The organism is Lichenifustis flavocetrariae (assembly GCF_026130545.1).
GTDB lineage: Bacteria > Pseudomonadota > Alphaproteobacteria > Rhizobiales > Beijerinckiaceae > Lichenihabitans > Lichenihabitans flavocetrariae.
Window position 1 is genome coordinate 1 of sequence record NZ_JAMOIM010000008.1, and the last position, 18,714, is coordinate 18,714.

Annotated in this window: 17 protein-coding genes; 12 read left to right on the plus strand and 5 right to left on the minus strand. The window is 66.3% G+C overall.

The window, feature by feature from the left end; translation table 11 throughout:
* Positions 1–50: 50 nt before the first annotated feature.
* Positions 51–578, minus strand: a complete 528-nt coding sequence (locus tag M8523_RS13275; protein ID WP_282585361.1) for an IS110 family transposase — start codon at positions 576–578, stop codon at positions 51–53.
* Between the two features lie 610 nt (positions 579–1,188).
* Here M8523_RS13275 and M8523_RS13280 point away from each other — a divergent pair.
* The 3 genes from M8523_RS13280 (at position 1,189) to M8523_RS13290 (ending at position 2,818) form a co-directional block, all read left to right on the plus strand.
* Positions 1,189–1,422: a hypothetical protein gene (locus M8523_RS13280; RefSeq protein WP_282585362.1), complete on the plus strand. Its 234-nt coding sequence runs from the start codon at positions 1,189–1,191 to the stop codon at positions 1,420–1,422.
* 171 nt (positions 1,423–1,593) lie between these two features.
* Positions 1,594–2,079: a 2,4'-dihydroxyacetophenone dioxygenase family protein gene (locus tag M8523_RS13285; RefSeq protein ID WP_282585581.1), complete on the plus strand. Its 486-nt coding sequence runs from the start codon at positions 1,594–1,596 to the stop codon at positions 2,077–2,079.
* Positions 2,057–2,818: an SDR family NAD(P)-dependent oxidoreductase gene (locus M8523_RS13290; RefSeq protein ID WP_282585363.1), complete on the plus strand. Its 762-nt coding sequence runs from the start codon at positions 2,057–2,059 to the stop codon at positions 2,816–2,818. Before M8523_RS13285 ends, M8523_RS13290 begins: the two co-directional genes overlap by 23 nt.
* Before the next feature lie 126 nt (positions 2,819–2,944).
* On the opposite strand, the gene M8523_RS13295 is transcribed toward M8523_RS13290, so the two are convergent.
* The 4 genes from M8523_RS13295 to M8523_RS13310 all read right to left on the minus strand — a co-directional run bounded on the left by M8523_RS13295 (position 2,945) and on the right by M8523_RS13310 (position 6,664).
* Complete coding sequence (locus M8523_RS13295) at positions 2,945–4,396, minus strand: NAD-dependent succinate-semialdehyde dehydrogenase (RefSeq protein ID WP_282585364.1); 1,452 nt, start codon at positions 4,394–4,396, stop codon at positions 2,945–2,947.
* A gap of 32 nt (positions 4,397–4,428) precedes the next feature.
* A complete protein-coding gene (gene attM / locus M8523_RS13300; protein WP_282585582.1) occupies positions 4,429–5,241 on the minus strand; it encodes an AttM family quorum-quenching N-acyl homoserine lactonase in 813 nt (270 codons plus the stop codon).
* Positions 5,242–5,373: 132 nt separating this feature from the next.
* On the minus strand, positions 5,374–6,228 hold the full coding sequence (locus M8523_RS13305; protein ID WP_282585365.1) for an alpha/beta fold hydrolase: 855 nt from the start codon (positions 6,226–6,228) through the stop codon (positions 5,374–5,376).
* Between the two features lie 46 nt (positions 6,229–6,274).
* Positions 6,275–6,664 (minus strand): hypothetical protein, encoded by a 390-nt coding sequence (locus tag M8523_RS13310; RefSeq protein ID WP_282585366.1) that lies wholly within the window; start codon positions 6,662–6,664, stop codon positions 6,275–6,277.
* Positions 6,665–6,959: 295 nt separating this feature from the next.
* On the opposite strand from M8523_RS13310, the gene M8523_RS13315 reads away from it, so the two are divergent.
* The 9 genes from M8523_RS13315 to M8523_RS13355 all read left to right on the plus strand — a co-directional run bounded on the left by M8523_RS13315 (position 6,960) and on the right by M8523_RS13355 (position 18,709).
* Positions 6,960–7,745: an IclR family transcriptional regulator gene (locus M8523_RS13315; RefSeq protein ID WP_282585367.1), complete on the plus strand. Its 786-nt coding sequence runs from the start codon at positions 6,960–6,962 to the stop codon at positions 7,743–7,745.
* A gap of 153 nt (positions 7,746–7,898) precedes the next feature.
* Positions 7,899–9,068, plus strand: a complete 1,170-nt coding sequence (locus tag M8523_RS13320) for an ABC transporter substrate-binding protein (RefSeq protein ID WP_282585368.1) — start codon at positions 7,899–7,901, stop codon at positions 9,066–9,068.
* Positions 9,069–9,142: 74 nt separating this feature from the next.
* On the plus strand, positions 9,143–10,945 hold the full coding sequence (locus M8523_RS13325; RefSeq protein WP_282585369.1) for a sugar ABC transporter ATP-binding protein: 1,803 nt from the start codon (positions 9,143–9,145) through the stop codon (positions 10,943–10,945).
* The gene (locus M8523_RS13330) at positions 10,942–12,327 is read left to right on the plus strand and encodes an ABC transporter permease (protein WP_282585370.1); all 1,386 of its coding nucleotides are present in this window, start codon (positions 10,942–10,944) and stop codon (positions 12,325–12,327) included. Before M8523_RS13325 ends, M8523_RS13330 begins: the two co-directional genes overlap by 4 nt.
* On the plus strand, positions 12,324–13,724 hold the full coding sequence (locus M8523_RS13335) for an ABC transporter permease (RefSeq protein WP_282585371.1): 1,401 nt from the start codon (positions 12,324–12,326) through the stop codon (positions 13,722–13,724). Before M8523_RS13330 ends, M8523_RS13335 begins: the two co-directional genes overlap by 4 nt.
* Positions 13,725–13,772: 48 nt before the next feature.
* The gene (locus M8523_RS13340; RefSeq protein WP_282585372.1) at positions 13,773–14,495 is read left to right on the plus strand and encodes a bacteriorhodopsin; all 723 of its coding nucleotides are present in this window, start codon (positions 13,773–13,775) and stop codon (positions 14,493–14,495) included.
* A gap of 61 nt (positions 14,496–14,556) precedes the next feature.
* Entirely contained in the window at positions 14,557–16,275 is a 1,719-nt protein-coding gene (locus M8523_RS13345; protein ID WP_282585373.1) for a flotillin family protein, read from the plus strand.
* Between the two features lie 28 nt (positions 16,276–16,303).
* Positions 16,304–16,702, plus strand: a complete 399-nt coding sequence (locus M8523_RS13350; protein ID WP_282585374.1) for a hypothetical protein — start codon at positions 16,304–16,306, stop codon at positions 16,700–16,702.
* Positions 16,703–16,762: 60 nt separating this feature from the next.
* The gene (locus M8523_RS13355) at positions 16,763–18,709 is read left to right on the plus strand and encodes a sodium:solute symporter family transporter (protein WP_282585375.1); all 1,947 of its coding nucleotides are present in this window, start codon (positions 16,763–16,765) and stop codon (positions 18,707–18,709) included.
* Positions 18,710–18,714: the final 5 nt, after the last annotated feature.

The window sequence follows — 18,714 nt, forward strand, 5'->3', positions numbered from 1 at the left end:
TGGGAGCCGAGTGCCCGAATTGGGCCCGCTCGGATCTGTGCGGGGGGCGCTCAGCAATGAGCGTCCCTACCGCGATCGCGCCAAGCTGTCCCTCGCCCGTGCTTGCGGCCGTGGCGCAGCAGGAAACCTTGAAGATGTTGATGCGCTCGGGTGACGACCTGTCGGACGACGCTGCGGAGCCGGACCAGGTCTCGCATGGCCTCGTGATCCGCGTCAGGCACCCAGACCGGCGTCAGTTCTCCGGCGCGATGAAGGCGGGCCAACAGGGTGGCGTCACGGCGGTCTGTCTTCACCCGATCGCCCGGCTTCATCGGAATGAGCGACGGGGCCACCACCTCACAGCGATGACCCAGGCTCGTGAGTTGGCGATGAACGCCATAACCGCACGGTCCCGCCTCGTAGCAAAACGCCAACGGCTTGCCCTGACGCCCGAGCCGCTCGCATAACTTCCGGATCGCGCCAAGGTCGTTGTCGATCTCGCCGAGGTATTCGACAGCGCCAGACCGCCCGCTCTCGGCGACCGCGATCGAGATCCGTTCCTTGTGAACATCCAAGCCAATAAATCGGGTATGGTCCATGTGGCCCGTCTCCTATGCGTGAGGCTCTGTGCCGGCGCGCCGGCTTAACCCTCGTACCGTCGCATATCGGATGACGGCCACCCTCAGGCCCAGCAATCATACGGTCTAGTCGGCATGCGGATGCTCGGTTCGTCATCGATAATCGACAGTGTTCCGGCTTGTCCAACGGATGGGGCGAGGCCCTCCTCTAATATTACTCAGTCAGAAGGCCACAAATGGCTGCCAATGATTGATGTATTCTCGCCCCTCTGCTGTTGAGGGCTTCGGTCATGGACGACAGGGAAACGCAATTTCGGCCTATGTCGCGGCGCTTGTGGACGTAGTGGGGCATGACGGTTCGGGGGGCGCCGTTGCTTGATTACTGTCTGGGCACTCCTTGGCGAAGACCACCTTCTGCTGGTTGCCACCTGACAGGTTGACCACCTTGGCCTCCGACAGGCGCGGGCGGATGTCACAGGTCTCGAGTGCGGTCGCCACATCCCGTCGCTCCAGCGCCCGGGATATGAGGCCGAATGGCATCACGCGCCGCAGCGTCGACATCACGGCGTTCTGAGCCACCGTATGATTTAGCACGAGGCCGGTGCCCCGGCGGTCGTCGGTCACATAGGCGATGGCGGCGTGTCGCGCCGAGCGAGGCCGGCTTGCCGCGGACCTCGACCGTGCCGCGCCAGCGGCCGCTCGCTCGGAAGCCGTGCAGGGCCGACAGAAGCTCGGTGCGGCCGACCCCCATCAGGCCCGTGAGGCCGACGATCACGCCCGCGTGCACGATCAGGGAGACATCATGCGGCGCCTGCCAGCCGGGCCGAGGGTGGCCGGGCTCGGCGAATTCAGGACTGCCCGTTAGGTAAGATCCTTATTCCTATCTTGCGTCCGGGCAAGCGGGACACTTCAACCTTCGTCGTTGCGCCGGAAACGGCCCAGTCTTGCAGTCCCGTTCCAAATGCCCGCAAAATACACAAAAAGAGGACTGCCCATGACCACAGCCACGATAGACCGCCCCGGCTTTTACAAGAACATGCAGGGCACGACCCACGTGAACGCCCTGCCGGAAATCGCCGTACTGGCCATCCCCGAGGATGAGAGGGTGTGGGTGCCTCAGGCGCCCGACGTGTGGTTCCGGCCCCTCATGCTCAACCGTATGGCCGGGCAATGGTGCAACCTGCTGCGCGTGCGCAAGAGCGGCATCTTGAGCCGGCACCTGCATCCGAACCCGGTGCATGGCTTCGTGCTGCGCGGACGATGGAAATACTTCGAGCATGCGTGGATGGCCGAGACCGGCTCCTACGTGTTCGAGCCGCCGGGCGAGATCCACACGCTGTGGGTCCCCGAGGACGTTGAAGAGATGATCACCTTCTTCAACATCACCGGCAGCATGATCTACCTCGACGAGAACCAGCGCCACATTGGCTACGAGGACGTGTTCACCAAGATTGACATGTGCCGGGCGCACTATGCGGCCTGCGGGCTCGGGGCTGATTATGTCGATCAGTTCATACGCTGAAGCCGCGGTGGCGGTGTTCGCGCCGGAGCTCTTCGCGGGCCACCACGTCCTAGTGACGGGCGGCACGTCCGGCATCGGCGCCGCGATCGCACAAGGGTTCGTTGCGCTCGGAGCCACGGTCACCGCCACCGGCGCCACGACCGGCGAGGTCGAGGCCGCGGCTCAGATCGAATCTGTGGCTTACGCGGAGCTCGACGTACGCGACGACCCGGGCGTGCGGGCGCTGGTCGAACGGCACGAGCGGCTCGACGTGGTCGTCAATTGCGCCGGGGTGATCCGCCGTGGCGACGAGCTCGACCCCGAGGTCTTCGCGTCTGTCGTGGACATCAATCTCACAGGCAGCATGCGGGTATGCGCGGCGGCGCGGTCGCGCCTCGCCGAGAGCAGCGGCAGCATCGTCAATACGGCTTCAATGCTGAGCTTTTTCGGGGGCGGCCTCGTCCCGGGCTACGCGGCCTCGAAGGGTGGCGTGGCACAGCTGACCAAGTCGCTGGCCATCGCCTATGCGGCCGAGGGTATCCGGGTCAATGCGGTCGCGCCGGGCTGGATCGAGACGCGGCTGACGAGCGCCCTGCAGAACGACCCGGCGCGTCATAAAGCCATAAGCGACCGCACGGCGCTCAAGCGCTGGGGAACGCCCGAAGACGTGGTGGCTGCGGCGCTGTTCCTTGCCTCGCCGGGCGCCGCCTACATCACCGGCGTCATCCTTCCGGTCGATGGCGGATATCTCGTCGTGTGATCCCGGCCCGTGTTGATGCTTGGACACCTCGACACGGCAGAGACGCGGCCGAAAGTGCATCGCTGCTTGCACGCGAGAGATGCGGGATCGCGGTGTCACCGCGATGCGAACACCACCTCGGGCGGATCAACCGAGGCCGCCCAGGCACGTGTATTTGAGATCGAGATAATCCTCGATGCCGTATTTCGATCCTTCGCGGCCCATGCCGGATTCCTTGACGCCGCCGAAGGGGGCGACTTCGGTGGTGATGAGACCCTCGTTCACCCCGACCATGCCGTATTGCAGCGCTTCGGAGACCCGGAAGGCGCGGCCGAGGTCGCGGGTGTAGAAATAGGAGGCGAGGCCGAAGTCGGTGTCGTTGGCCATGGCCACGGCCTCTTCCTCGGTCTCTACCTTGAACACCGGCGACAGCGGGCCGAAGGTCTCGTCATTGGCCACCAGCGCGTCGGCCGGCACGCCGGTCAGCACCGTCGGCTGGAAGAAGGTGCCGCCGAGGGCGTGCCGCTTTCCACCGGTGACTACGCGGGCGCCCTTGGCGACGGCATCGCCGATATGTTCCTCCATCTTGGCGACCGCCTTCTCGTCGATCAGCGGGCCCTGCTGCGTGCCGGGCTCCATGCCGTTGCCGACCTTCAGGGCCTCGGAGGCCGCCACCAGTTTTTCGACGAAGCGGTCGTGGATGCCAGCCTGGACGATGAAGCGGTTGGTGCAGACGCAGGTCTGGCCGGAGTTGCGGTATTTGGCGATCATCGCGCCTTCGATGGCGCGATCGACGTCGGCATCGTCGAAGACGATGAAGGGCGCGTTGCCGCCCAGTTCCATCGAGACCCGTTTGAGGGTCCGGGCCGATTGCTCCACCAGGATCTTGCCGACCGGGGTAGAGCCCGTGAAGGTGATCTTGCGCACCTGGCGGTTCGCCGTGAGTTCCCCCGCGATCGCCGTGGCCGATCCCGTCAGCACGTTGACGACGCCGGCCGGCAGGCCTGCCATCTCGGCCAGCACGCCCCATGCGAGGCCCGAATAGGGCGTCTGGGTCGCGGGCTTGATGACGATCGGGCAGCCCGCCGCCAAGGCCGGTGCGAGTTTGCGGGCGATCATCGAGGACGGGAAGTTCCATGGTGTGATCGCACCCACGACGCCGACCGGCTCGCGCGTCACCAGGATGCGCCGTCCAGGCCAGGGCGACGGGATGACGTCGCCATAGACCCGCTGGGCTTCCTCGGCGAACCAACGCACATAGGCGGCCGAGAACTGGACCTCGCCGCGCGCCTCGGCGAGCGATTTCCCTTGTTCGCGCGTGAGCAGGGTGCCGAGATCGTCGGCATGGGCCTCAACGAGGTCCGCCAGCTTGTGCAGAAGCTTGCCGCGCGCCTTGGCGGTCTGCGCCCGCCAGGCCGGAAAGGCCGCATGCGCGGCCGCAACCGCACGCGCCGTCTCGGCCGCGCCGCAGTTCGGCACGGTGCCGAGCGTTTCGCCCGTCGCGGGATCGGTCACGGCGATCGTTCCGCCCGCATCGGCCGCAATCCACTTGCCGTCCACGAAGGCGGCCTGTTTCAGGAATGGAAGAGTTTGGGACATCGAGAAACTCCGGGGTCGGCTGGGGCCGATGGTCAATCGTAGAAGCTACGTGGGGCGTGCTTGACGTTCCGCCACGTGTCGGGGTCGTGCCCGGTCACCACCATCGCGCCGGTCTCCTCGGCGATGCGGCGCAGCTTGCGGACCGAGTGGGCAGCGTCGACCGAGGAGCAGACGAGCCCGGGCAGCGCCTTGTCGTTCCAGTGGTCGAGGGTATAGGCGGCATCGATCGTGAGCAGCACCGGACCCGTGTTGGGGAGGCGCACCAGGAAGGACTGATGGCCGGGCGAATGGCCGGGTGTGAAAATCATCCGGATCGCCCCGTCGCCGAACAGGTCGAAGTGATCCGTATATTCGCCGCCGAGGAACTTCCAGGTGAGGTTGGGACGGTCGAAGTCGCGGCGGATGTAGGCGCCCTTGGTGAACCAGTCGGGCTTGAACGCATATTCGTGCTCGATCCGCTGCACGACATGGGTGGCGCGCGGGAAGCGGCCGATCGCCCCCGTATGATCGAGGTGCAGGTGGGATTGCAGGACGTAGCGCACGTCTTCCGGCTCCACCCCGACGCTGCGGGCCTGGGCCACACAGGTCTCGTCACGGCTCATCACCGGCTCGTAGGCGGCCAGCACGTCGCCCCAATGGCCGCGCGCGTCCTCAGCCACCTCCGCCGCATTGCCGCCGTCGATCACCACCGTGCCGAGCGGGTGCTTGATGAGGAACCAGGGCACCGGAATCTCGTAGTCGCCTTCGCCCTGGTTCATCTTGATGTATTTGAGCTTGGTGCGCAGCGTTCCGGTCTGGAACATGAAGAGCTGGATGTCGGACGCCGGCCGGGCGGGTGCCTGCATGGCTTGCCGACGCTGCGCGGCCGCAGGAGGCGGCGCGCCGAACTCGACCACCTTGAGCCGGTCCCGCTCGACGGGGCGGCCATCGTCGCCGAATTCCACGATCTTCATCGATTCCGTCCTGGCTGTCGCGGCTCAGCCGCCCGTCTTCTCGCGGATAATGCGGAGCGCTTCCTTGAGGTAGACCCGGAACACCGGATAGTTCTCGCTCATCGGAAAATGGCCGATGTCGGTCATCTCGATGTAGATGCCGCCTTTGATGCGGCGGGCAGTGTTCTCAGTCACCTCGGGCGGAGTGAGGAAATCATAGGTGCCCGTCATCATCACGACGGGGCAGCGACGCGCATCGATGCGGTCGAGGTCGCGTCGCAGGTCGTGGTCGACCGAATAGAAGTAGAGATCACCTTTGAAGACTTCCGAGCCCTGCGTGTAGTAGTGCCAAGTCAGCCAGCGATCCATGTCGGGCGACTGCGGCGCCATCAGGTCCCAGGTGCCGCTGGCGCAGACTTGGGCGGCATTGACGTGCGGATGCCGCCACCAATCGAGGAAGAACCCCGGCGCGTAGTCAGCGGCCTCGACCGGGATCACGGCACGGAACCGATCGGGATGGCGCATGGCGAGTTGCAGCGCGACGTTGCCGCCGAACGACGAGCCCATGAAGATCGGGTTGTCGAGTTCGAGTGCATCGCAGAGCGTGGTGATGAAGTTCACGTAATGGTCGGCCGTGAGCTTGTACTCGGACTTCCACCACTCGACGTTGAGCGGCGGGTCGGACTTGCCGTGCCGCGCGAGATCGTAGGCGATCACGTTGTAGTCGCGGGTGATCTCCTCGTCCTCGAGCAGGCCGCGCCATTGGTGGTTGTGGCACCCGGCGGTGTGCTGGCAGACGAGCGGCGTGCCCTTTCCATTGTGAAGGTAGAACACTTTGTACTCGAGGCCGTCGACCTCGATGGTCACATAGCGACCCGTAACGGGGGAATGGCGAGCCATGGTCAACCTGCGATGGTGGGAACGGCGGGCGGGCGTCCGATGACGGTCAGACCGGCACGCCGCACTTGCGGAGCAGTTCGAACTGAACGGTGAAGTTGCGAAGGTTTTGCATCAGCACCGTGATGTTGCCCTCGATCTTCAGATCCTCGCGGAAGCTCGCGGCCCAGATGCCATGGAAGTGTGGCCGGGGCACAGGCTTGCCGAACTCGCGCCAGCTCGCGGCACTCGCCCGCAACGCGAAGTCATAGGCGTCGAGCGGCGCCGGATTGGTGTTGATGTGTTTCACCTTGCCGTCGTGCATCTCGACGATGACCTTGGCGTCGCCCATGTCGTACATGAATGTGCAGGTGTAATATTTGGCCATCGCCCCGATGGTCGCGTCGCTGTCGGTCAACGACTTGAACTTGCCGGCCCAATGTTTCAGGTCCGCGGCCATGACGGCGCTCCTTCCTTGACCTCAAGACGGGTCGCACAGGCGTTCGCGTGATGAGGCAGCCGGTCTTTGAGCCCCAAGACGCAGATCTGGCGTGCGTGCGACCTGCCGCGGTCTTCGACCATGTTCGCCTCCCCCGGGGCCGTCACGGGCCCTCGAACCGCTGACTGCCTCTAGCGCGTCGATCGCCTTGGCAATGCGGTCTTGTTCATTGTATTGAACGACAATCGTTGGGCTGAATAGTGCATAGCCAGTTGGAAGCGTCAAGGCGTTCGCGGAGCCCCGTCGGAAGAGTGTCATGAGTCAGTCCCCGCCCGAACGTCAGGTTCCCGCCCTCGTGCGTGCGCATGCCGTGCTGGATCTCGTAGCGCAGACGCGGACGGCGCTGACCGTGTCCGAACTCGCCCGTTCGCTGGATCTGCCCAAGAGCACGGTGCACGGGCTTTGCGCGACGCTGCTTCACCTCGGCCTCCTGGCGCGCCGGGGCGAGACCGGCTTCAAGATCGGCCCGCACGTGATGCGATGGTCGAACGCCTTCGTGGCGGGCGCGGACATCACGACGGAATTCGCGGCGCTGTGGGACGGCCTCAATGTGCTGCCGGGCGAGACCATCACGCTGTCCACGCTGGAGGGCGCCGAAGTCGTTTATATCGCGTGTAGAAACAGCAGTTCGCCTCTGGGCGTCAGTTTTCGCGTCGGCATGCGCCTCCCGGCTCCCTTCACGGCCACCGGCAAGGCGATCCTCAGCACCATGAGCGAGGGCGCGGTGCGGGGAGCCATGGCGAACCGCTGGCCGGAGCCTCTCACGGGCACAAGCGTGCGCGACATCGACAGCTTTCTCGTGGAGCTCGAGGATACACGGAAGCGCGGGTTCTCGATCGACAACGGGCAGGTGCGCGACGGCATGTGGTGCTTCGGCACAACGGTGCGTGATGCCGAGAACCAAGTGATCGCCGGCGTGGCGGTGTCCATGCTGTCGGGCCAGGTGGATCAACTCACGATCGACCTCGTGGCCCGCAACATTCAGCGCATCGCCGACCTTTTGTCCGCGCGTCTCGGGGCGGACCTGCAGGCGCACGCCTGAGCAGATGCAGTCGCATGTGGAGCACTTGACGCGTCTTCAATTGTCAAACATAGTTCAGTAAGTTGGATTATGTTCATCTAATTGAACGACCAATTGAAGAGCTCGTAAAGAGCCACGCCTGGTACGCTGGGCAATCCGTCTGGAGGAGACACGATGCGAATCGCCCAATGCGCGCTCGCCTTGAGCGCGGTGCTGAGCCTGTCCGGGGTTGCCGCCGCCGCGGGCCTCGATGACATTGACCCGGCCGTTAAGGACCGCCTGTACAATTCCAAGATGCTCGATCCGGCCCAGCCGATCGGGCAGAGCGCCTATGTGAACTGGAAGCCCAAGAAGGGGCCGCCGTGGACCATCGGTTATGCGAGCTCCTACGCCGGCAACACCTGGCGGGCCGCCGTGATGCAGGAATTGCAGAACACGATCCTCCCGAAGTGGCAGAAGCTCGGCCTGATCAAGGACGTGGTCATCACGCAGTCGAACCTCAACGACTCGACCCAGATCCAGCAGATGCGCCAGCTCGTCGACCAGGGCGTCGACGCCATCGTGGTCTGCTGCTCGAATCCGACCGCGCTCAACCAGACCGTCAAATACGCCTATGACCATGGCGTGCCGACCTTCTCGCTGACCGGCTACCTGACCTCGCCCTATTCGGTGAACGCGTCGGTGAACTACCAGCTCGCCGGCTACCAGATTGGCAAGTGGATGGCCGACGAGGTGGGCGGCAAAGGCAACATTCTGGTGGTCGAGGGCATCCCCGGCACGTCCGGCTCCGACTCGCAGGATCGTGGCGTCAAGGCCGGCCTCGCCAGCGCCCCCGGTATCCAAGTGGTGGGCGACGTGGCCGGCATGTGGACCGACCAGGTGGCGCAGGGCGAGGTGCAGAAGTGGCTCGCCACCAATCCTGGCCAGCTCGACGGCATCGTGGTGCAGTCGGCCGCCGAGCTAGGCGTACTCCGGGCGCTGCAGCAATCCGGCCGCGACATGGTGCCGGTGGCACTCGGCGGCGAACTCGGTGCGCTCTGCTATTGGCGCCAGAACCCGAAGTTCATCAGCGCGGCCTACCAGGTCTGGCCGCCGGCCGATGAATTCGCGCTGATCTGGAACGTGATGATGCGCACGCTCGAGGGGCAGGGGCCGAAACTCCAGTCCATCATGGTCGATCCCATCAAGATCAACTACGCTGACGTCGAGAAGGCGCTTCCCGCCGATTGTAACCCCGATGCGGACAGCTGGCTCTCGGTCGGCAATGCCAAATGGGGCGGCGATCCGGCCTTCCTGGATCAGTTCTTTACAAAGCCGGCCAATCCGGAAGCCTTCAAGCCCTGAGGTCGATCCGGCCGCAGCGGCGGCCGGATCCGACAAGGCGCGCTTCGACGACCCCGCCAATCGAGTCTGAGCCCATGCCGTCGGACGCAGCACGGAGCGATCGAGCGCCAGCTACTGGCCCAAGCGGTGCCGGCAAGCCCGTCAGCATCAGCGTCGTCGGCGTCCGAAAGCATTTCGGCGTCACCCGGGCGCTCGATGGCTGCAACTTCTCCGCCTGCTTCGGCGAGATCCATGCGATCGTCGGCGGCAATGGCTGCGGCAAGAGCACACTTGCCAAGATCCTGTCGGGCGTGCTGCCGGCCGATGGCGGTCGCGTCTCGGTCCTCGGCCACGCGACGCTGACGCCCTACGAGGCGCGCGGTATCGGTGTCGCCACTGTGTTCCAGGAGGTGCTGGTCGCCGACGAATGCTCCGTCGTCGACAACCTTTTCATGGGCTCCGACGGGCTCTTCACCCAGCGCCTGTCAGGCGCCGCCAAGCTGCGCGCCGCCGATGCGCTGATGCGAGACCTCGCCGGCGAGCGGGTCGACGTCCAGGCACTCGCCGGCACCTTGCCGCTCAATCTCAAGCAGTGGATCACCATCGGCCGCGCGCTGTTGCGCAACCCGCGCATCCTCATCCTCGATGAATCCTCGGCGGCGCTGGACCTCGACTCGACCGAGCGGCTGTTCGCCAAGATGCGCGCTCTGCGCGACGGTGGCGCGACCGTGCTGATCGTCACGCATCGGATCGCCGAACTGATCCGCATCAGCGATCGGGCGACCGTGCTGCGCGACGGGCGCGACGTGGGTGTCCTGGAAAAGTCTGAGATCACCGAGCACAACCTGTTGTCGCTGATGACCGGTAGGTCCGACCACGCCAAGCCGGTGTCCTCCGCCTCCGTCGAGGATGCGCTGCACGGCGAGGTGGTGCTGCGGACCCGAGGCCTGCGGATCTGGCCCGAAAGCCCATCGCTCGACGTCGACCTGCACCGGGGCGAGATCCTCGGCGTCGCGGGGCTCGACGGCCAAGGGCAGAGCGAGTTCGTGCGCATCCTGGCCGGGGTCCAGGCCGCGGCGGCGGGCCATCCGGAGGTGCGCACCGGCGACGGTCGCTTCGCGGCGATCCACGGGCTCGCGGAGGCGACCGGCCACGGCGTGTCCTACGTTTCGGGAGACCGCAAGCGAGAGGGTATCTTCGCCAATCTCAGCATCTTCGAGAACATGCTGATGCCGCTCTACCGGCTCAAGGCGCGCGCCGGCAAGATCGCGACCATCGACTGGAAGGCGCTCGACGCCACCTTCGCCTACGAGGTCGACAACCTGCTCATCAAGATGGGGGCGCGCACCAATAAGATCACCTCGCTGTCGGGCGGCAATCAGCAGAAGGTGCTGATCGGCCGGGGCTTCGCCATGAACCCGGACATCATGGTGCTGAACGATCCCGCGCGCGGGATCGACGTCGGTGCCAAGGCCGAACTCTACCGACACTTGTCCGCCTTCGCGGCGCAGGGCCGCGCGGTCGTCTATATGTCGAGCGAGATCGAGGAATTCGTCGGCTTCTGCAGCCGCGTCATCGTGTTCCGCAACGGTGGCGCCTTCGATGCCTTCCGCGGCTCCGCGCTCGACCCCGCCGTGATCCTCGCCGCCATGTTCGGCCAGACCGATGGGCGGGGAACGCGGCTGCTGACGTCGAGCCAAGCCACGGCGGCCGCCACCACGGTCGGCCCGATCAAGATCCGCGAATTCGCGCCCACGGTTCGGCGAAGCGCCGCCGCCACCGCTGAAGGGCCCCGTTTCGGCACGGCCGACCGCGACAGCCGGCCGGCGATCAGGATCGTCGAATTCCAGGACGGCCACCCGGTCGAGATCGGCCCCACGGACGGGGGCCAGCGATGAGCGCCGTCGCGCGCGATGCCGCCGAGGCCGACCCGATCGCTCCCAGCGGATCGAGCAGCACTTACCTGCTGGTGCCGATCACGCTGTTCTTCGCGCTGCTCTTCGTCGCCGTGCTGCGCAGTCCGCGCCTCGTCACCGTGTCGGGGCTCGGCAGCGCCATCATCGTCGCGGTGCCGCTCGTGCTCGCCACCTATGCCCTGATGGCCTCCACCATCGCGGGGCGCGGCACGGTCGATCTCTCGGTCGGTCCGCTGATCGGTTTCATCAACGTCACGCTGATCCAGATCCATGGCGCCGGTGGACTGCAATCCGAGGCCGCCTTCATCCTCTACGCGCTCGCGAGCGGCGTCGCCTATCAGGTTCTAATGGCGCTCATCGTCATCTTTGTGCGCGTGCAGCCCATCATCGTCGCGCTCAGCGGCTATCTCGCGCTGTCCGGCATCAACCTCGTCATCCTGCCGCGCCCCGGCGGCACCGCGCCCGAATGGATGTCGACCTGGGGCGCCGGCACCGAGGTGCTCTCGCCAGTCCTGGTCATCCTGCTGATCGCCACCGCCGGATGGCTGATCTTCACCCAGACGGCCTTCTACGGGCATTTGCGGCTGATGGGATCGGACGAGCGCGCCGCCTATACGAGTGGCGTCCGCATCACGGTGGTGCGGATCGGCGCCCATGCCATCTCGGGCCTGTTTGCCGGCCTGTCGGCCATCTGCTTCACCGCGCTGATCAGTTCGGGCGACCCCAACCAAGGCACGACCTATACGCTGATCGCCGTGACGGCGCTGGTGCTCGGCGGCGCGAGTCTCGCAGGCGGACGGGGCGGCGTCGTGGGCTCCCTGCTCGGGGCCGTCAACATCTACCTCATCACCTATGTGCTCGCGACCTTCAACTTCGGCGCGGTGCAGAGCTTCGTGACCGACCTGGCCTACGGGACCATCCTGGTGCTGTCGCTGATGATCACGGTCGCGCTGCCGTTCCTGCAAAGGCACCTGCGCTTCGTGTCGCCGCTTCTCTACTTCGTGGTGCTCTCCGTGCTGACGCTCGGCGTCATCCTGCATGCCGGCTTCGATTACGCCCATCTCGCGCCGATGCCGCGGGCGGCGGGTTCCAATCCCGATGTCTTCATCTTCGAGGCTCCGGGGACCTACGCCGAAGCCGCGCAGGGCTCCCGTCTCGCCAAGCCCATCGTCTTCGCCCTCCTGGTCGTGATCGGCCTGACCGGATCGCTGCGCCTGCTCGTGCAGCGCAAGCGCCCGCTCAGCCTGTCGCCCGTGGTGTTCCTGCTCGCGGCCGGGCTGGTGCTGCTCGGCATCTACGCGATCAAGAATCCCCAACGCCTTGGCCACCTGCTCGGACCAGCCGGCATAGAGCGCGCCTCATGAGCATCGAGGCAGGATTCCGCCCCGTGGAACCGCCACTCGCACGATGGATCGGCTTCCTGCTGGCCGCGGCAGTGGCGGGGCTCGGCATCGGGTTCGGCATCTACCAGGGATTGCCGGCCCAGGAGATCATCCTTTTCGGGGTCGCGACCTTCGCGCTAGTGGCGTGGGGCGTCCGTTTCTATACTGCACGCGCACCGATCGACGTGGTGCGCCCCGAAGAGAACGCCCCAATCGCCCCGGCGCGGACTGCGGGCGGCGACCTGCGGATCTTCATCGGCAGGAACCGGCTCCTGCTCGGGACTGCCCTGGCGCTCATCATCGCCTTCGCGATCGCGTCCTTCACCGTCACCGGCTTCTTCACGGTCGTCACCGTGATCTCGGCCCTGGTGCTGCTCGGCCTGCTCATCCTGGCCATGACGGTGAGCAAGTTCGTCGTCGACAACCGCAGCGCTTTCGTCGGCATCGTGGTGCTCGTCGGCCTCTTCGTCATCGGCGCCATCAACATCCGCGGCTTCTCGTCGGCCTTCAACATCAAATCGATGCTGCTGTTCGCCTCGTTCCTGGGCCTCGCCTGCGTCGGCCAGACGCTCGTGGCGCTCCTTGGGGGCCTCGATCTCTCCATCCCCTTCGTGATCGGATCGGCCAACGTTGGATTGCTCTACATCATCGGTCTCGGCACACCGCCATGGCTCGCCGTCATTCTCATCATCGCCCTCGGAACGCTGATCGGCACGATTAACGGCGCGCTCAGTTTCAGGCTGCAGGGCCAGGCCCTTATCCTCACGCTCGGCACGGGCTTCGCGGTGTCCGGGTCGACGCAGATTATCACCAGCATCGGCTCGTCTTTCGCCGGCAACGTCTTCGGCACCGTTCCGCCCTGGCTCAAGAACCTCGCCGCCATGAACGGCTCGACCTTCGGGCTCAAATTTCCCCCCGCCATCCTGATCTGGGTCGTGGTGTCGGTCCTGCTGATCGTCGGGCTCCGCAACACCGTCTACGGCCGCTACCTCTACGCTCTCGGCGGCAACCGGACCTCGGCGGCGCGGCTGTCGATCTCGGAGCGGAAATACTGGATCAGCGTCTATGCGATCAGCGGCGGCGTCTCGGCCCTGACCGGCTGTCTGCTGCTCGGCTGGAGCGGTGGCGGCTTCATCGGCGTGGGCCAGCCCTACCTGTTCATGACCCTCGCGGCCGTGGTGGTCGGCGGAACCTCGCTGCTGGGCGGCGCCGGCGGCTACGGCTTCACGGTGATCGGCGTGCTGGTCCTGCAGGTTCTGACCTCCTTTCTGGTCGGCATGGGCCTCAAGTTCGAGTGGCAGCAGTTCATCTTCGGCCTGCTGATCCTGCCCATGGTGGCGCTCTACGCGCGCTCGCCGCACGTGCGCTCGCAGATCTGAAGGGGAACGGAACGTGACGGCACGACGGATGGGTTCGGGGAGCGGGACGTGAACGGCACAGTTCTTCAAGCGACCGACGTGGCGGGTGGCACCTTCTCGGTCGCGCTCTTCGGCCTGATCGCGGAAGCCGTCCTGCTGCTGCTGGCGACCGGCTGGGTGGCCCGCGCCTGGAAGCTGCCGGTCGCCCTGTCGGCTGTCGTGGCGCTCGTGGCGGCCTTCGGTACGCTGCAGGCGCGCGACGTGTGGCTCGCGACCCATCAGATTCCAATCTCCTATCAATACGTCGGCTGGGCGGTGACGATGCCGCTCCAGGTGCTCACCTTCTTCTTCTTCGTCGCCACGCTCGCGACGCCACCGGCGGCGCTGTTCTGGCGCCTGCTCGTCGTCAGCATCCTGATGGTTGTGGTGCGCTACATGGGCGAGGCGGGCTTCACCCATGCCGCGCTCAGCTTCCTGATCGGCATCGTCGGCTGGCTCTACATTCTGGGCGAACTGTTCTTCGGACGACTCAACGAGATCGTCGCCAACAGCCATGACGAGCCGGTCCAGCGTGGCTACTTCTGGATGCGCCTGATCGTGACGATCGGCTGGGCCATCTATCCGCTCTGCAACTTCATCGCCGGCTTCGGCGGCGGCGTGGGGGGCGGCAGCCTCGCGATTACCTACAACCTGGCCGACTTCGTGAACCGGATCGCCTTCGGGCTCGCGGTTCTCGCCACCGCCATGCTGAAGACGGACGCGGCACCGCGACCGCAACAATCCCGCTTCTGAGGCGAACGATGCACCTCCGCACCGCAGACCGGCGCTTGGCCACCAAGGGGGAGACCCGACGATGAACGGCGCAGACATCATCGCCATCATGATCCTGATTGCGATCATCATCGCGGTCCTGGCCTATCTGCTGCACTGGCTCTACCGCCGCTCGTCCAAGGACGTGTCCTTTGTGCGCACAGGCCTGGGCGGCGAGAAGGTGGTGATGGGCGGCGGCGCCCTGGTGCTGCCCATCGTGCATGACGTGACGGACGTCAGCATGAACACGCTCCGCCTCGAAGTGCATCGCGCCCGGGAGAAGTCGCTGATCACCAAGGACCGCATGCGCATCGAACTCCAGGTGGAGTTCTATGTGCGGGTGATCCCGTCGGCCGAGGCGGTTGCGGCGGCGGCCCGCACCCTCGGCAACCGCACCATGAATCCCGAAAGCCTGCGCGATCTTGTGCAAGGCCGTTTCGTCGACGCCATGGGCGCGGTCGCGGCCTCCATGACGTTGGAGCAGATCCACGAACACCGTTCGGACTACATCCGCGACGTGAAGGCCCAAGTGGCCAATTCCATGACGCAGAACGGTTTGGAACTCGAGACCGCGTCGCTGACCAACCTCGACCAGGCCGACATGAAGCTCTTCAACCCGTCGAATGCCTTCGACGCGGAGGGCCTGACGCGGCTGACTGAGGAGATCGAAAGCCGCCGCAAGAAGCGCAACGATATCGAGCAGGACACGATGATCGCCGTGCGCAAGAAGAACCTCGAGGCCGAGCGCCTGGCCCTCGATATCCAGCGCGAGAGCGAATATGCGCGCCTCGAACAGGAACGCGAGGTCGCGCTGCGGCGCGCCCAGCAGCGGGCCGAGATAGCCCGCGAGAAGGTCCTGCGCGACCGAGAGGTCGAGGAGGCCGAGATCCAGGCCCGGGAGGACATCGAGAAAGCGCGCATCGGTCAGGACCGGGCGATCGACGCCGAACGCATCGCCCGCGAACTCGACCTTGAGCGCCTGGAGATCCAGCGCCAGAAGGCGCGGCAGATCGAGGAACAGGAGAGCGTCATCGCGGTGGCGCAGAAGTCGAAGGAGCAATCCGAGGCGCAGCAGGCCGCCGAGGGCGCGCGAGCCTTGATGATCGAGGCCCAGGAAAACGTCACCACCGTGCGCGACAGGGCCATCGCCGAGCGCCGCAAGCAGATCGACATCATCGTGGCCAGCCAGGAGGCCGAGCGCGAGGCGGTGAAAATCAAAGTGCGGGCGGAAGCCGAACGGCATGCCGCGACCGATCGCGCGGAAGCGGATCGCATCGAGGTCGCGGCCCTCGAGCGGCGCTTCGCCGTTGAGGCGGAGGGCAAGCGCAAGGCCAACGAGGCGGAAAACCTCCGCTCCGACGCGAGCCGCCGCAGCGCCCTGCATGTGCGCCTGATCGAGAACCTGCCGTCGATCATCCGGGAAAGCGTGAAACCGATGGAGCAGATCGAATCCATTCGCATCCTGCATGTCGAAGGACTGCCGGGCTTGTCTGGACCGGGGACGCAAGGCCCTGTCGGCTCCGGCGGGGACAAGGGCGGGACGGGTGACGATGCCGCCCGCGCACCCAACCTCGCCGAAAGCGTCGTCAACTCGGCCCTTCGCTACCGCGCCCAGGCTCCGTTCGTCGACACATTGCTGAACGAGATCGGCATGTCGCCGGCCTCCATCGGCATGGATGGGCTGGGAGGCCTCGGCAAGACCGAATATACGCCCGTGAAGGACGAGGCCGGCAAGCCCTCCAAGCTGCTCGAAACCAAGTGACGGCGCGGTGAGCGGCATGGTCAACCCCATGAGCATCGAAAGCCGATTTGCCGTCATGACGAATTGGAGCCTCTTTGCTCCGTTCGGCGCCGGCTTCGTGCTGTCCGGATTCCGCGTCGCGGACCTGACGCTCGGCCTGTTCGGCTTCGCGCTTCTGGCGGCCGGCACTGTGTCCCACCTCGTGATCAACCGGGTCTACGGCATTGAATTCAGCGACGGACAGATCGCGGTCGCGGCCGGGCTCTTCCTCGTGGCCCTGCTCGGCTTCCTGGCGAGTTGGATCGCCGCGCCCGCCTTCGCGCCCGCCAACGTCCTGCTCGGCCTCGCCGGCACCGCGATAGTGATCGCCGGGGCCTTCGCGTATGTGGCGACCCGCTATGGCCTGCGCGGCGCCTTCTCGATGTTCCACGCCAGGCGCCCGACCTGACATGATGCGCCTGCCTACCCGCGACGCGTGCAGCGGCCCGCCCTTCCGCCAAGGCCGACAATGTCCGAAGCGCTGATCTGGCTCGTGGCGGCCCTGGCCTTGTCGAGCGCCTACTGGCTCTATTGCGGCGTAGCCTGCGCGCGATCGGCCGAAAGCCCCAGGAGCTTCTTCCTGGCCGACCGCGATCTGCCGGCCTGGATGTTCGTTCTCGTCGCCACGGGTGCGAGCTTCCCGGCTTGGATCGTGCTCGGGCACGCTGCGCTCGTCGCCAGCGGCGGCCTCGCCTTCGCCGAAACCGCGCTCTGCGCCATCACGATCCCTCTCGCAGGAGTGTTGTTCCTCAAGCGGCAGTGGATGCTCGGCAAGCGCTATGGCTATGTGACGCCCGCCGAGATGCTGGGGGATTATTTCGGGGGCGAGGGGATCCGCCTCTGCACGGTGCTGATCGCCGTCGTCTTCGCCGTTCCCTTCATGGGAACACAGATGAGGGCGGCTGCGGACCTCCTCGCGGCCGTGTCGGGCGGCGCCGTCGATCCGATCCTTGCCCTTTGGGGAGTGACGGGGCTCGTCTTCGCTTACACCTGCGTGGGTGGGCTGCGGGCGGCTGCTGTCGCGGGCGCCTCGCAGAGCCTGCTGCTGGCGGCTGGCGCGATCATGATCGGGGTTCTCGCTCTCGCTGGCGGATTCGCGGACTTGGCGGGCGGCCTGGGCCAACAGGCCGGCGCGGGCGCGCCCACCGTTTCCGCGCCGCCGCTCGGCATTCCCGGCGTCATCCAATTCGTGCGCGGCCTGGGCGTTGAGCCGCCGCTCGGCAGTCCGTGGACGGCCACGATGATCTTCAGCTACTGCATCAGCCTGATGGGCCTGCAGCTTGCGCCGGCCTTCGGGTTGCTGGCTTTCGCGACGCGCAGCCCCAAGGGCTTTGTGGCCCAGCAGACCTGGGCTGCGGCCGGGGCCGCAGGGGTGCTGCTCGTGGTTGCCATTACGGCCGCCGGTTTGAGCCGGCACGGCGCCTCGACGAGCGATCCCGTGGCGAGGCTGATCGGGGGGCTGGCCGGGGCGGCTCCCTGGTTCGTCGGCATCCTTGCCGTCGCGATGCTGGCCGGTGCCCAAGTGTTCGCGTCACTCAACTTGTCGGCCGCCTCCACCATCCTGGTGCGCGACGTCTATCGCCGCTACCTCGATCCCGAGCTCGACGTCGCCGGCCAGCGCCGCGCCGCGCGGATCACCATGGGGCTGCTGGCCTTGGCGGCCCTGCTGCTCGCCACCTTCGCGCCGGCCGCCGAGCGGGCGCTCGCCGCGCTGGCCCTGGGGTTCGGCCTCCAACTCCTCCCGGCGCTTGCGGGCTTGTGCTGGCTGCGCTGGCTGACCCGGGAGGGCGTCGTGGTCGGGCTCGTGGCCGGCCTCGTCGCCGTGATCTTCACTGAGCCGCTGGGGGGAGCGGTGGCCGGCTTCTTCGGCATCCATCTGCCTTGGGGCCGCTGGCCCTGGACCCTGCATTCCGGCGCCTGGGGCCTCGGGATCAACGCCGCCGCCTGTCTCGTCATCTCGTTGATCAGCCAGCGCGCGCGCGAGCACACACGACGGTCGGCGTTTCATGTGTTTCTGACCGCCTTCGCGGGGCGGCCCCGATCGGGCCGCGCGCTCCGGCCGCTCGCCTGGGCCCTGACGCTCGCCTGGATGTTCTTCGCCATCGGGCCGGGCGCCATTTATGGCAACAGCGCATTCGGTGACGGCTCGGCCTCGGCCGGCGCCCTCGCGACCGGCCTGCCGTCGCTATGGATCTGGCAGATCGTCTGGTGGGCGCTCGGCGTGCTGCTGATCTGGTTCCTGGCCCATCGCATGGCCCTGTCGACACGCCCGGTCCGCCCCATCGAGCCGCTGCCCCGCTCGCAACGTCCACGCTCGGACGTGGCCGCGCTGGCGCCTGGCGAGAGTCAGCGCTGGGCTCTGATCGCGATCGGCCTCGCAGGTCTCGCCATCCTGGCCAACTGGCTCTTCGACTGAAAGGA